12 protein-coding genes are annotated in these 14,120 nt (G+C 55.3%); 6 read left to right on the top strand and 6 right to left on the bottom strand.

The window, feature by feature from the left end:
• Window positions 1-111 precede the first annotated feature (111 nt).
• The 6 genes from C3432_RS05110 (at window position 112) to C3432_RS05085 (ending at window position 6,876) form a co-directional block, all read left to right on the top strand.
• Window positions 112-1,095 carry a substrate-binding domain-containing protein gene (locus tag C3432_RS05110; RefSeq protein WP_103775563.1) on the top strand — a complete coding sequence of 328 codons (984 nt, stop codon included), beginning with the start codon at window positions 112-114 and terminating at the stop codon, window positions 1,093-1,095.
• Window positions 1,096-1,128: 33 nt separating this feature from the next.
• On the top strand, window positions 1,129-2,643 hold the full coding sequence (locus C3432_RS05105) for a sugar ABC transporter ATP-binding protein (protein ID WP_374755460.1): 1,515 nt from the start codon (window positions 1,129-1,131) through the stop codon (window positions 2,641-2,643).
• Between the two features lie 27 nt (window positions 2,644-2,670).
• Window positions 2,671-3,669: an ABC transporter permease gene (locus C3432_RS05100; RefSeq protein WP_103775561.1), complete on the top strand. Its 999-nt coding sequence runs from the start codon at window positions 2,671-2,673 to the stop codon at window positions 3,667-3,669.
• A gap of 27 nt (window positions 3,670-3,696) precedes the next feature.
• On the top strand, window positions 3,697-4,758 hold the full coding sequence (locus tag C3432_RS05095) for a zinc-dependent alcohol dehydrogenase family protein (protein ID WP_103775560.1): 1,062 nt from the start codon (window positions 3,697-3,699) through the stop codon (window positions 4,756-4,758).
• A 9-nt stretch (window positions 4,759-4,767) separates the two neighbouring features.
• A complete protein-coding gene (locus C3432_RS05090) occupies window positions 4,768-5,649 on the top strand; it encodes an aldose 1-epimerase (protein WP_103775559.1) in 882 nt (293 codons plus the stop codon).
• An 87-nt stretch (window positions 5,650-5,736) separates the two neighbouring features.
• Window positions 5,737-6,876: a 3-phenylpropionate MFS transporter gene (locus C3432_RS05085; protein WP_103775558.1), complete on the top strand. Its 1,140-nt coding sequence runs from the start codon at window positions 5,737-5,739 to the stop codon at window positions 6,874-6,876.
• Here C3432_RS05085 and csiE read toward each other — a convergent pair.
• From csiE to C3432_RS05050, 6 genes are all read right to left on the bottom strand, one after another.
• The gene (gene csiE, locus C3432_RS05080) at window positions 6,868-8,148 is read right to left on the bottom strand and encodes a stationary phase inducible protein CsiE (protein WP_103775557.1); all 1,281 of its coding nucleotides are present in this window, start codon (window positions 8,146-8,148) and stop codon (window positions 6,868-6,870) included. The two genes, C3432_RS05085 and csiE, sit on opposite strands and share 9 nt — an antisense overlap.
• A 222-nt stretch (window positions 8,149-8,370) precedes the next feature.
• A complete protein-coding gene (locus tag C3432_RS05070; RefSeq protein WP_103775556.1) occupies window positions 8,371-8,976 on the bottom strand; it encodes a KpsF/GutQ family sugar-phosphate isomerase in 606 nt (201 codons plus the stop codon).
• Window positions 8,973-10,610, bottom strand: coding sequence for an FGGY-family carbohydrate kinase (locus C3432_RS05065; protein WP_103775639.1), 1,638 nt, complete (start codon window positions 10,608-10,610; stop codon window positions 8,973-8,975). The genes C3432_RS05070 and C3432_RS05065 overlap by 4 nt, the downstream gene beginning before the upstream one ends.
• 17 nt (window positions 10,611-10,627) lie before the next feature.
• Window positions 10,628-11,581: an ABC transporter permease gene (locus tag C3432_RS05060; RefSeq protein ID WP_103775555.1), complete on the bottom strand. Its 954-nt coding sequence runs from the start codon at window positions 11,579-11,581 to the stop codon at window positions 10,628-10,630.
• A gap of 1 nt (window position 11,582) precedes the next feature.
• Window positions 11,583-12,572 carry an ABC transporter permease gene (locus C3432_RS05055; protein WP_103775554.1) on the bottom strand — a complete coding sequence of 330 codons (990 nt, stop codon included), beginning with the start codon at window positions 12,570-12,572 and terminating at the stop codon, window positions 11,583-11,585.
• Complete coding sequence (locus C3432_RS05050) at window positions 12,565-14,073, bottom strand: sugar ABC transporter ATP-binding protein (RefSeq protein WP_103775553.1); 1,509 nt, start codon at window positions 14,071-14,073, stop codon at window positions 12,565-12,567. The genes C3432_RS05055 and C3432_RS05050 overlap by 8 nt, the downstream gene beginning before the upstream one ends.
• Window positions 14,074-14,120: the final 47 nt, after the last annotated feature.

Raw genomic sequence — 14,120 nt, 5'->3', positions numbered from 1 at the left:
TGACCCGCCGCTTTCTTCGGGATGTTTAGAATATGTGAAATCGCCCGGCGGCACGCTTATGTTCCGCCGAAGCTAAACAACAATAAATGCCTGACCCTACAGGAGGCACGTATGTCTAAAAATAAGGTAGTCTCATTTTTTTCATGTTTACTGTTAACGTTGTTGAGTATTTCATTCCCCGGCTTTAGCGCAGAGAAAGAGATTACCGTCGGTGCAATCTACCTTGATACTCAGGGGTATTACGCTGGCGTACGTCAGGGCGTTCAGGATGCGGCACTGGAGAATCAGGCGAAAATTCAGCTCATTGAAACCAATGCTCAGGGCGATATTTCCAAAGAGAGTTCGTTTATCGATACGCTGGTTGCGCGCAACGTGGACGCCATTATTCTCTCTGCCGTTTCAGAAAACGGCAGCAGCCGCGCGGTTCGCCGGGCCAGTGAAGCCGGTATTCCGGTGATTTGCTACAACACCTGTATCAATGAGAAAGGCGTGGACAAGTATGTCTCTGCCTACCTGGTTGGCGATCCGGTTGAATTTGGTAAAAAGCTGGGGGAGGCCGCGGCTGATTATTTTATTGCACAAAAAATCAGCGCCCCAAAAATTGCGATAATCAACTGTGAAGCGTTCGAGGTCTGCGTGCAGCGGCGAAAAGGCTTTGAAGAGGCGCTAAAAGCACGCGTTCCGGGGATGCAGATTGTCGCGAATCAGGAAGGAACTGTTCTCGATAAAGCCATCTCTGTAGGCGAAAAGCTGATTATCTCCTCATCCAGTCTGGACGCCATTATGGGGGAGTCTGGCGGGGCGACGCTGGGAGCGGTTAAAGCGGTCCGCAATCAGGGGAAAGCGGGCAAAATTGCCGTGTTCGGCTCGGATATGACAACGGAAATCGCTCAGGAACTGCAAAGCTATCAGGTGCTGAAAGCCGTTGTCGACATTTCGGGTAAGAAAATGGGCAATGCCGTTTTCGCACAAACCATGAATGTGATTAATAAAACCCCACAGGCAAACAAAATCATCCCTGTGGACATCGATACCTACGTTAAATCTGAAGATGGTAAGCAGTGGCTGACTACGCATGTCGACGGTCTGCCCTGATGACTCCTGTCCGTTAACTGAGGTAGAGATGTGATGACAGCAAGTGAAAAAACGACGACACCGGTCGCGAAAATAGTCGCAGGAAATAAGCGTTATCCCGGCGTCGTGGCGCTGGATAACGTGGATTTTACGCTCTCAAAAGGTGAGGTTCGGGCGCTGTTGGGGAAAAATGGCGCGGGAAAGTCCACGCTCATTCGTATGCTGACCGGCAGTGAGAGTCCTGATAGCGGCGAAATTTGGTTGGGTGGAACCCGCCTTGAGGGCAGCGATGCCACGCTGACGCGGCGCGCAGCGGAGTTGGGTGTCAGAGCCGTATACCAGGAGCTGAGTCTGGTTGAGGGATTGACGGTTGCTGAAAATCTCTGTCTTGGTCAATGGCCGCGTCGTAATGGCATGATTAATCAGACTATGATGGCTCGCCAGGCGACAGAGGCACTGGCGGCTCTCGGTGTTGATGTTCCACCCGATGCTTTAGTCGGGACGTTGAGTCCGGCACAAAAGCAGCTGGTGGAGATAGCCCGCGTGATGAAAGGCCAGCCGCAGGTGGTTATTCTCGATGAACCGACCAGCTCGCTGGCTAATGCGGAAGTTGAGCTGGTGATCAACGCGGTAAAACGGATGTCAGCGCTGGGCGTCGCCGTGATTTATGTCAGTCATCGCATGGAGGAGATCCGCCGTATCGCCTCTTGCGCAACGATCATGCGTGATGGTCAGGTCGCCGGGGATGTTACGCTGGAGAGCACGACCACTCAGGAAATCGTATCGCTGATGCTGGGCAGGGAACATATCGACCTCCCGCGGGTTAAACCCGGCATCTCGCTAACGACTCCGGTTCTGCAGGTTGCGCAATTATGCCACCCGCCAAAGCTGCATAATATTAGCTTTACGCTGCACCGGGGCGAAGTACTGGGGATTGCAGGGCTGCTGGGATCTGGCCGTAGCGAATTACTCAAGGCAATCATTGGATTAGAGTCGTTTTCCCGCGGAGAAATCACGCTGAACGGCGTGAATGTTTCGCAGCCTGATTATGCCGCAATGCTCAAAAGCGGCGTGGGCTATACCCCGGAAAACCGTAAAGAAGCGGGGATCATTCCGCTACTGGGCGTGGATGAAAACACGGTAATGACCAACCGACACAAGGTGAGTCAGCGTGGCGTATTGAACTGGCAGCGGATCCAGGCGCTGACGGCGGCGGTGATGAGCAGGATGACGGTAAAAGCGGCAAATACGCAGACCGCAATCGGGACGTTATCGGGCGGCAATCAGCAAAAGGTGGTCATTGGACGCTGGGTGTATGCCGAAAGCGAAATTTTGCTCCTTGATGAGCCGACGCGCGGCGTCGATATCGAAGCCAAACAGCAGATATATCGTATCGTGCGCGAGCTGGCCGCAGAAGGAAAAAGCGTCATCTTCATTTCCAGCGAAATAGAAGAACTGCCTTTAGTTTGCGATCGTATTTTGCTGCTGCAAAACGGCGAGTTTACCCGCGAGCTTTTAGCCCCTGTTAATGTCGATGAATTAATGTCGGCCATTCTATCCACGCATTAGCCATTACGTTTATTGAGGAACTAACAGATGTCTGCCTCATCATTAACGCTGCCGCAAGGCAAAAGTACCGCACCAAAGCAGTTTATTAGCAATCATATTAATGAAATTGGTTTGCTGGTGGTTATTGCTATTTTATATCTGGTTTTTTCATTTAACGCGCCAGGATTTATTTCGTTAAATAACCAAATGAACGTCCTCCGGGATGCCGCGACGATTGGGATTGCCGCATGGGCAATGACGCTCATTATTATTTCCGGTGAGATAGACGTGAGCGTTGGGCCGATGGTGGCGTTTATCTCCGTCTGTCTGGCCTTCCTGTTACAGTTTCAGGTGCCGCTTAGCCTTGCCTGCCTGATGGTGTTAATTCTGGGTGCCGCGCTGGGCACGCTTGCTGGCGTATTGCGTGGCGTATTTAGCGTTCCAAGCTTCGTGGCCACATTAGGTTTGTGGAGCGCCTTACGCGGTATGGGACTGTTTATGACCAACGCGCTGCCGGTACCGATTGATGAAAATGAGGTGCTGGAATGGCTCGGTGGGCAGCTTTTTGGCATCCCGGTGTCGGCACTCATTATGCTGATTCTGTTCGTCATCTTTGTCTTTATCAGCCGCAAGACTGCGTTTGGTCGCTCCGTTTTTGCCACTGGCGGGAATGCGACCGCCGCGCAGCTTTGCGGGATTAACGTTAAGCGGGTGCGTATTTTGATTTTTACGCTCTCCGGTTTGCTGGCTGCCATTACCGGGATTCTGTTGGCCGCCAGGCTTGGCTCAGGTAATGCGGGGGCGGCAAATGGCCTGGAGTTTGACGTCATTGCGGCGGTTGTGGTCGGAGGCACCGCGCTGTCCGGCGGTCGCGGTTCACTGTTTGGCACTTTATTAGGCGTACTGGTGATTACCCTTATTGGTAATGGACTGGTGCTGCTGGGAATTAACTCTTTCTTCCAGCAGGTTGTTCGCGGATTAATTATTGTGGTGGCAGTGCTGGCGAATATATTGCTGACCCAACGCAACAGTAAACTTAAACATTAATATTTATTAATTTGTGTAGAGGGAATGATGAAAACAATGCTGGCTGCTTTTTTACCGGGAAATTCCACCGTTGAACTCAGAGAGGTTCCTGTGCCAACGCCAGGGATCAATCAGGTTCTCATTAAAATGAAATCATCAGGAATTTGCGGGAGCGATGTTCATTATATTTATCATCAGCACCGGGGGACTGCTGCTGCGCCGGATAAGCCATTGTATCAGGGGTTTGTTAACGGTCATGAACCTTGTGGACAAATTATTGAAACCGGAGCTGGCTGCCGACATTTCAAAGCGGGTGACCGGGTGTTGGTTTACCATATTTCCGGCTGCGGATTCTGTTCCAACTGCCGACGGGGTTTTCCGATCTCCTGTACCGGGGAGGGCAAAGCCGCCTACGGCTGGCAGCGCGACGGGGGTCATGCTGAATATTTATTAGCGGAAGAGAAAGACCTGATTCATCTCCCGGATGCCCTGAGCTATGAAGACGGGGCGTTTATTAGCTGCGGCGTTGGGACAGCCTACGAAGGTATTCTGCGTGGCGAAGTGTCCGGCAGTGACAACGTTCTGGTTGTCGGCCTCGGACCTGTCGGCATGATGGCCATGATGCTGGCGAAGGGGCGTGGGGCGAAGCGCGTTATTGGCGTCGATATGCTGCCGGAGCGCCTGGCGACGGCAAAACAGCTGGGCGTGATGGACAACGGATTCCTGGCCACGACGGAGAATCTACCGGCGCTGATTGCCGAACTGACGCACGGCGGCGCGGATGTGGCGCTGGATTGTTCCGGTAATGCAGCGGGTCGTCTGCTGGCATTGCAGTCGACAGCGGACTGGGGGCGGGTTGTCTATATCGGTGAAACCGGGAAAGTTGAATTTGAAGTGAGTGCCGACCTGATGCATCACCAGCGGCGTATTATTGGCTCCTGGGTAACCAGCCTGTTCCATATGGAAAAATGCGCCCGCGATCTGACCGACTGGAAGCTCTGGCCGCACAGTGCGATTACGCATCGTTTTTCTCTTGAACAGGCGGGGGAAGCCTATGCGCTGATGGCGAGCGGGAAGTGCGGCAAAGTGGTTATTAACTTTCCGGATTAAGGGGGCCAGATGACGCTTTATACGCTGGAAAATAGCGATCTGCGGCTTCAGGTTGCGGAGCAGGGCGGGACGATTGAGGGACTGTGGTGGCAACATCAGGGGGAACTGATCCCCGTGCTGCGCCCGGGCCTGAAAAGCGGAATTGCGGTGGAATCGTCTTGTTTTCCCCTTGTGCCATTCGGTAACCGGGTGAGCGGGAATCGGTTTCGCTCACCGGCGGGAGAGCATCAGCTGCAACCTAACGTTGAGTGGGACCGCCATTACCTTCACGGCGATGGCTGGCTGAATCGCTGGCGCGGCGTGGCACACTCTCCGACGCAGCTTAGGCTGGAGTATATCCATCGGCAGGGAGTCTATCTTTATACGGCGCAGCAGGTTTTTACCCTGAACGCCAGCGGGGTTGAGGTTGAACTGATCGTCACCAATGAGGGGGATTCGCTACCGTTTGGCCTGGGCTGGCATCCCTATTTCCCGCTGTCGCCGGGAACCCGGATACAGGCTCATGCCACCGGCTACTGGCTTGAGAAAGAGCACTGGCTAACCGGCGCACATCAGGAGAGCTTGCCGCAGGCGCTGGATTTTAATCAGCCTGCTCCGCTGCCCGAACATTGGGTGAATAATGGTTTCTCCGGTTGGGATGGCACCGCGACAATTCAACAGCCAGAACGGGGGTATACGCTTTCCATGACCACCGAACCGTCGGCACCCTGCTATTTTGTTTTTGTTTCCGATCCGGCATTTGATAAGGGATATGCCTTTGATTTCTTCTGTTTTGAACCCATGAGCCATGCGCCTGACGATCACCATCGCCCGGATTTTGGTCAGTTAACCCTGTTGGCATACGGCGAAAGCATGCGGCAAAAGATGACCCTGAATATTCATTCTTGTTAAGCCCCTGCCCGGAAACGGGCAGGAATAACGTCAACTTGCAGCTTTGAGCGTTTATTGCCAGACTACTCCCTCTAATCGGGAGGAATCATGGTCTTACACTCCACGCGCTGGCTGGCGCTTAGTTATTTCACCTACTTTTTTAGTTACGGAATTTTTCTCCCCTTCTGGAGTGTCTGGCTTAAAGGTCTTGGACTCACGCCAGAGACCATCGGACTACTGCTTGGCGCCGGGCTGGTGGCCCGCTTTCTCGGCAGCCTGTTAATCGCCCCACGGGTGAGCGATCCCTCCCGGCTGATTTCTGCATTACGCATTCTGGCCCTGCTGGCATTGATGTTTGCGCTTGCTTTCTGGGCGGGGACGCACGTGGCATGGCTGATGGTGGTCATGATCGGCTTCAACCTCTTTTTCTCTCCTCTGGTACCGCTAACCGATGCGCTGGCGAACACCTGGCAAAAACAGTTCACCATGGATTATGGCCGGGTGCGGCTGTGGGGATCGGTTGCCTTTGTCATCGGTTCGGCGCTGACCGGGAAGCTGATCAGCCTGTTTGATTACCGGGTTATTCTGGTGATGTTGAGCTTGGGCGTGGCGTCGATGCTGTCAGGTATGCTACTGCGTCCGGCCATTTTACCGCAGGGGGCAAGCCGCCAGCATGAGAGTGCCGGATGGCCCGCCTGGCGCGCGCTGGTTGCCCAAAGCTGGCGTTTTCTCGCCTGCGTCTGCCTGTTGCAGGGAGCCCATGCCGCTTACTACGGCTTCAGCGCGATTTACTGGCAGGGGGCGGGCTATTCGGCCTCGGCGGTGGGCTATTTATGGTCGCTGGGGGTCGTCGCAGAGGTGATCATCTTTGCTCTGAGCAACAGGCTGTTCCGCCGCTTCAGCGCGCGCGATCTGCTGCTGCTCTCCGCCGTGTGCGGGGTGATTCGCTGGGGATTGATGGGCTGGACCACCGCGCTGCCGTGGCTGATTGTGGTGCAGATCCTGCATTGCGGCACCTTTACCGTCTGCCATCTGGCGGCGATGCGTTACATTGCCGCACGCCAGGGAAGTGAAGTGATTCGTCTGCAGGCGGTCTATTCAGCCGTGGCGATGGGCGGCAGTATCGCCGTGATGACCGTGTTTGCGGGTTTCTTATATCAGCATCTGGGGCACGGCGTATTCTGGGTGATGGCGCTGGTGGCACTCCCGGCAATGGTTCTGCGGCCTAAAGTGGCCGCATCAGCCTGATTCCAGCATTTTGCGGATCTGCTGCTGTTGATGCGGCGTCAGCGTCTGCTCGGCGTGAATCAACGGCGGTGAAAAAAGCGGCAGCAGCGTGCTGTAAGGGGTGACGATCAGTGCCACATTACGCGGGGCCCCTTCTTTTTGAAAACTGTGTAGCGGAAGATGCTTAATATTGAGCGGCAGCAGGGTAAGCTCTCGCAGCTGCTGCTCAATCTGCGTCTCCAGCTCAGGCTTGCTTCCCGTCAGCAGGACGACCTGCTTTTCATGCAGATCTTTCTCCTGCATCAGCCATGCGCCAAAAATCACGGCCACCAGTCCGGCTTCTTCTTCTGAAAATTCAATCTCATACTCTTCTTCAAACCCGCGCATGGCTCTGCGCGTGGTGCTCATCAGGCGTGGATACAAGCGGGAGAACTCTTCCGGCAGTGTGTTATCAATACCAATAGCGAACAGGCTACGGTTCAGCGCCTGAGCAAGATGAACATAGAGATGGTCGTTCAGCCCCTGCTCATCGGTGAAACGGACGTTCCCCATCTCACGAAAGCGGAGCACCAGACGGGCGATGGCTATACGCAGTTGCTGATTCTGCGGGTGATTATCGCGAAGCGGATCGGGAATGCGGATCATGGAGAACAGCAGGGACATGAACAGCGACTCATTAAGCGGGGCCGTTTGCATGACTCGTCGCTGCCAGTGGCGACCAATTTCCTGAGCAACCGGGTATTCTGCGCAGGACTGAACCCACCGCTGCTGCAGTGGATTAAACTCAGGCGCGATTCCCGCATGATGTTGCAGCAGACAATATTGCAGATACAGGCGCAAAAATTGCACATCACGGCATTCAAACGGCTTTTGTAACCGGCGTGCGCAAAGGTTAATCAGCGCGTGCAGGTTGGTGTCATCATACAGCGTGCGCGGGACCCCCTGCCGTTTCAGCTCGCTTTTTAACGCTGGAGTAAAGTGCTGGCTGACAAACGCCGGGCAAAGCCGCAGGCTGCGTCTTAACCAGTGTAAAAGGCAAAGGCGTTGATTGATTGCTGTTCCTTCAATCCGGTAGCCGCCGTCCTGACTCGTGGTGATGGTCAGTCGATGATAACGTTGGATCTCCAGACCCGTTTCGAGAATATCGTCACGGGACCTGTTTTCATCGACGCCATTTAGCGTGCTGAATGTTTCCGTGGTGGCAGCCTGCCCCGGTTGGAAAAGCGTCAGCAGTACCTGGCAACGGCGCTGGGGACCGGAAAGTACAGATGGCGGAGCAAGGGTTGTCATCATCCGTCAGCTCTCCCGTATGTATGTTTGATAAGAATAGCTAAAGTTTGCTCATAGAAATGGTGAATGAAAAGCTTTCCGCCAGGAATATTGGCGAGCGTCACAGAATTTTTATCGTGAGGATGAGATGAAGAGAGTGAAACGCAGCGCTTTAACGCTTTTTTTCACTGTTTTATCTTTTACTTGCAGGCCCGGCACCGTCAATGTGAACGGTACCGGGGTATTTCAGACCTTATGTTCCTGACTGAGGCTTAATCCCACATCGCCGCCAGGATGGACCGCCAGAAGCGTCTCTTTCGAATAACCACTCTCGTTCATCAGACAGGCGCAGGCGGCATCAAAAATCGCCAGCACCAGAATGATTGACGTCGTGGCCAACATATTCAGCGGGTCTGCTTCCCGCTGCACGCCCGTAGAGATAACCAGGCGAGAGGCTCTGGCAATGGCGGAGTCCGGGTTTTCCGTGACGCTGAGGACCGGCACCTTTTTCGCTCCCAGCCCCGGCAGCAGCCGGGTGAGTTCATCAGAGTTGCCGCCGCGCGAAAGCATGATCACCAAATCGTCGTCGCGTAAAAAACCCAGGTCGCCATGCGCGGCGTCAGTGGCGTTGAGGTAGATCGCCGGACGCTCGACGCAGGCCAGCATATGCGCCACTTTTCGCGCCGCCACGCCGGAGGTACCCACGCCGGTGACCACGATTTTGCCCCGACAGCCGCGCAGTTCCGCCATCAGCGCCTGCCACTGCGCCTCATTCAGATGATGCTCAAGACCCGCCAGCGCCTCACTGTATAACTGCCAGACGCGGGTGGCCTGCTGCCATGAGGGATTCATGCTTCCCCCTGCATCAGTTGGCGGTACTTCATATGATCCTGATACATCTCGTGGAACACCTGATATTTACGATCGTAGTACTGCTTGATGCGGTTGGTCTGCGGGGTGACCGTTTTGCCAATCCGGCTCATCGCCGACATTGCTTCCGGGAAGGTTTCAAACACGCCAGCGGCAAGGGTGCCCATCATCGCGCCGCCCAGCAGCATCGCTTCACTCTCTTCCGGTAACAGCATGGCGCAGCCGGTGGCGTTGGCGTGCTCCTGAACGAAGATCGGATTTTTGGTGCCGCCGCCGCTGGCCATAATGGTATCGATGGTGTAGCCGCTTTGATTCATGGTTTCAATGATATGCCGCGTCCCTAACGCAATTGCCTGGATGGTCGCCAGATACTGCAACGCCATATCTTCTGGCGTACGAGAAAGTTTCAGACCGGTCATTGCCCCGGTTAAGGTTGGATTGGCGCGCGGCGAACGGTTGCCGTGGAAGTAGGGGAGAATATGCATGTCGCGTGTCAGGAACGCGATATCTTCCGGTTCACCGGCCATTTTCCGCAGCAGCGCGTTCAGCACTTCATAAATCGTCTGTCCCTGGGTTTTGGCCTGCGCCAGCAGGGTTTCATAACATGGGTGCGACTGAATAATATGGTCGATTAACGCGCCGGTTGCCGACTGACCGCCTTCATTAAGCCAGTATTCCGGCAGGACGGCGGAATAGTACGGTCCCCAGACGCCGCCGATAAAACGCGGCTCTTTGGAAATCGCCATATGGCCGGTGGAGGTACCGCCAATTAACGCGATACGGCGGTCAAAATCCGCGACCTCGCCGGAAACACCACAGGCGCCAAGCGTGCCAAGCGTGCCGGCGTGGGCATCGATAATCGATACGCTCACCGCCGTGCCCGGTATCAGGCCCAGTTCGCTGGCGGCGCGCTGGGTCAGGCCGTGACCCAGCGGTTCTCCCATGGTTTTGACATAGCGGCCGATTTTTGCCGCATCGTGCTCCAGCAAATCTTCCAGCCCAATCTGGCGGAAATAGCTGGCATCCCACTTATCCTCATGGCCCATATAGGTCCATTTGCAGACGGTGGAACAAAGCGAGCGGGTATCGTCGTTGGTCGCCCGCCAGGTCAGAAAATCCGGCAGATCAAAATAGTATCCGGCGTTAGCCCAGGTGTTGGGCATATGCTGCTTCAGCCACAGCAGTTTTGGCGTCTGCATTTCCGGGGAGATAATCCCGCCGACATAGTCCAGCACCCGATGGTGCAGGGCATTAATACGCTCTGCCTGGGTGATGGCGCGGTGGTCCATCCACACGATAATGTTTTGCTCGCTGCGCCCGGAAGGGCTGATGGTCAGCGGCTTACCCTCTTTATCCAGCACCACCAGCGAGCAGGTGGCGTCAAATCCCAGTCCTTTGACCTGAATGGGATTGATATCCGACTGGTTGATGGCATCGCGCACGGCGTTGCATACCGCCTGCCAGATGTTATCTGAAGACTGTTCAACAAAATCGGCCTGCGGACGGTAAATTTCAATGGCACGACTGGCCTGGCCGACCATTCTGCCGTTGAGGTCAAACACGCCAGCACGGGCGCTTCCGGTTCCTACATCCACACCAATGAAATAACTCGCCATCATTTTTTCTCCTGAAATCAGGCTTTACGATTCTGTAATGCAATAAAGAGGATCAGCACCGCGCCCCATAGCGCCATCGTCAGATAGCTGCTGATCCCCAGCAAGTTAAAGCCGCTCTCCAGCATCTGTAGCACAATCAGCGCCAGCACCAGACCGATGATGCGTCCGAAGCCGCCGTCCGGGTTGATGCCGCCCAGCACGGAAGCGAGGATGGTCACCAGCAGATATGATTCACCGTATCCGGCTTTTGCGGAGTTGAATTTCGCCATCATCAAAATGGCAGCCGCCCAGCCCAGCAGCGCGGAAATGACGTAGACGGAAATTTGCACCCGCACGGTACTGACGCCGCTGTAGCGAGTCGCCTGCTCGTTAGAGCCAACCAGATACAGGCTGCGTCCCAGCGTGGTGTGCTCCAGGAGTACCCACAGCAGTAGCGCAACCAATAAAAAGAGCAACAGCGCCACCGGGATACCGGCAAGAGTGGCGTTGCCGAGGAACTGAATAGCCGCCGGAAAACCGGAAATCACCGTTCCGTTGGAGAGCAGAATATTGAGACCGGAAATGAGCGTCATCGTCCCCAGAGTGGCGAGGATAGGAGAGACGCCAACCCAGGCGATAAGCGCGCCGTTGAGCGTGCCAATCGCCACGGCGACGGCGAGTCCCGCCAGCAGGGCAAGCACCAGGAACAGCGGATTATCCGGATGAGTGACAATCACCGCGGCCATCACCAGTGAACAGGCATTGGCGCCGGCGATAATCGACAGGTTAATGCCGCCGGTCAACATGGTGATGCCCATTCCCAGCGCCAGCATGCCAAGAACAGGTAATTGTGAACCGATGGACTGGAAGTTAGCCACGCTGAAAAAACGACCGCCGAGCAGGACGGAAAAAGCCAGCGCGACCACAATAATAATGATGCACTGCAGGCGAATGATGGCGTCGCCGGGGAAAAATCTGGCGAATGTTTTCATCTCAAAGCTCCCTTGCCAGTTTGCGTTTTTCATTCCAGGCCGTGGCGCTAATGCTGACCAGGATAATGGTGCCGCTGAAAACGGTGTGCCAGTAAGAGGAGACGCTGAGCAGCGTCAGGCCGTTTTGTAAAAAGGCCAGCAGGATCACCCCGAGCAGCGTGCCGGTTAACGTGCCGCGACCGCCGGTCATGCTGGTACCTCCCAGCACGACCGCCGCCAGCACCGTCAGTTCAAACCCAAGCAGGGAATTTGGCGCAACGGACTGCGTGATCTGCGCCTGCACCACGGCGGCAACACCAGCAAGAATGCCCATATAGCCGTAGACGTAGAAGTGGAGCTTCAGCAAATTCAGCCCCAGGCGCGAGGCCGCATCACGGTTGCCGCCCATGGCGTAAATCTGGCGGCCAAGGCGGGTGGAGTTCATCAGCACTGCGGTAAACACGATCGCCGCCGCCAGACAAAGCAGGGGCAGCGTAATGCCGTAATCGTAACCATCCGCTGCGGTGAACGAGAACCAGTTAATGCCGTTCATAAACCAGTCGGGGAAACCATACAGCCAGGTGCCTTTGGTGGCGTAAACCAGCAGGCCATAATAGACGTTCAGCGTGGCGATGGTAATGATGATTGCCGGAACGCGCAGCCAGTAGACCAGAAAACCATTGATGAGCCCCAGCGCCAGACCCACCGCCATAGCGATAATCAGCGCCAGCGCAAAGTTGCCGCCGTGGGCAATGACCCAGCTCGCCATGGCATACTGGGCGATGGCGGTCATCGCAGGAAACGAAATGTCGATGCCGCCGGAAATTAAGACCACGAACAGCCCGCAGGCGAGAATGCCCAGAATGGCGTAGCTTGTCGCGACATCCGTCAGGTTACCGAGCGAGAGAAACTCATCGGTACTGATGCTCAGCCCAACCGCCAGCGCCACCACCAACAGCCCCAGCCAGAATTCATGTTGTCCGATTAAGCGGGAAAGATGCACGTTATTCATTGATTACCTCGACCACCTCAGCAATCTCCTCTTCGCGACAGCGATGAGGGTTAAACTCTGCCACCAGTTCGCCGCGACGCATCACCAGCACGCGGTGGCTGTTGTAATAGGCTTCCGGGATTTCATCGCAGATCATCAGCACCGCCATTCCCTGTTCCGCCAGGTCGCGGGCGATCTGGTAAATTCCCTCTTTGTTGGCGATGTCCACACCCACCGTCGGGGAGTCCAGAATCAGGATCCGTGGACTGGTCGCCACCCATTTGGCAATGGCGATACGCTGGGCATTACCGCCGGAAAGCGTTTTAACCGGCAACTGCGGATCGGAAACTTTAATGTTCAGTTCGCGGATCAGATCGGCAACCAGCTTTTGCGCCTTGCGGTGATCGAGCAGGCCGCTGCGGGTATGCAGTTTGTCGAACACCGTGACGATGGTGTTGTCGTAAATCGACTGATCCATGATCAGCCCCTGCGTCAGACGATCTTCAGAGACGTAGCCGATCCCGTGTTTAATGGCATCGTGGTTATTACGTAGTCTGACACGCTGCCCGTTAATGCGGATTTCGCCGCTTTCCGGATGCGTCATCCCAAACAAGCTGAGGCAAAGCTCAGTTCGCCCGGCGCCCAGCAGACCCACGATAGAGACGATCTCGCCGCTGCGCAGCGACAGGTTGATATTGTGATATTTCCCCTTGCGGCTTAGGTTGCGCAGCTCCAGCATGGGTTCCTGTTCAACCGGGGGTTTTTCTGGCAACGGACTGTAGTGGAACCGTTGACCGGTCATCAGGAAGGCCAGCTCATGGCTGTCGAGTTCGCTGGCAGGGAAAGTGCCGACCAGCTTGCCGTCGCGCATCACGCTGATGCGGTCGGCCACTTCCATGACTTCATCAAGGCGATGGCTGACAAATACCACGCAAATCCCGGCGGCTTTCAGTTCGTTGACCACCCGCAGCAGGCCGTTAACCTCCTGGCGGGTCAGGGATGCGGTTGGTTCATCCATGATAACCAGACGGGCATCGGCGGCAATCGCCCGGCAAATGGCAACCAGCTGACGGTCGGCAATGGAGAGCTTTTCCACTTTTTTATCCGGGTCGATGGTCACCCCAATACGTTTCATGGCGGCCAGCGCCTGCTGTTTCATCGCGCCGCGGCGTACCCAGATATCGCCGCCGGGCAGGTAGCGGTTAACGGCAATGTTCTCTGCCACGCTGAAATTCGGGAACAGTGACAAATCCTGGTAGATAACCTGAATGCCGTAGTGCGAGGAAAGCTGCGGCGTCAGATGGTGAAACAGCTTACCGTCGAGCTGAATTTGCGCCCCTTTTTCAGGGTGATATACACCGGAGATCACTTTAATAATGGTGCTTTTGCCGCAGCCGTTTTGACCTGCCAGACAGTGAACTTCCCCTTTTTTCAGCGTCAGATTCACATTATCCAGCGCCAGCACGCCCGGGAATTGCTTGCTGATATTCTCAAGAGTGATAAATGCGGTGGTGTCTGTCATGGACAATACCCCTGCGAGCGTCCGGCTGGACGCTGAGTGTTAATTTT

Origin of the sequence: Citrobacter amalonaticus, from assembly GCF_002918555.1 — a bacterium.
GTDB classification, from domain to species: Bacteria; Pseudomonadota; Gammaproteobacteria; order Enterobacterales; family Enterobacteriaceae; genus Citrobacter_C; species Citrobacter_C amalonaticus_A.
The sequence above is the reverse complement of the archived record's forward strand: the minus strand, read 5'-3'. Positions and strand labels throughout refer to the sequence as shown.